Annotated in this window: 1 pseudogene; it reads right to left on the bottom strand. The window is 41.2% G+C overall.

The features are described from left to right. Positions 1–211, bottom strand: a pseudogene (locus V6252_RS13635) (D-alanine--D-alanine ligase); the annotation flags it as partial.

Raw genomic sequence — 211 nt, 5'->3', positions numbered from 1 at the left:
CATCTTCTGCGCGAAATGCCGCAAGGCTTAAATCTTGCAAGTGCTTTTCGTCAGCAGCGGTCAATCCACAGGGGATGTAGTAACTGGTATCGTTTCGATTATACTTGGCTTCAAAATCATAGAAATTAGTGATATCAGATGGTTCAAGACGAATAACTGGATAGGCTTCGTAATCGATAATCACAATCGTAAATTCACGACCTGTAATCCA

The sequence above is a fragment of the Psychrobacter proteolyticus genome (genome assembly GCF_038155145.1).
Lineage (GTDB): Bacteria > Pseudomonadota > Gammaproteobacteria > Pseudomonadales > Moraxellaceae > Psychrobacter > Psychrobacter proteolyticus_B.
Note: the sequence above shows the minus strand (reverse complement) of the source record. Positions and strands in the feature narration are given on the sequence as shown.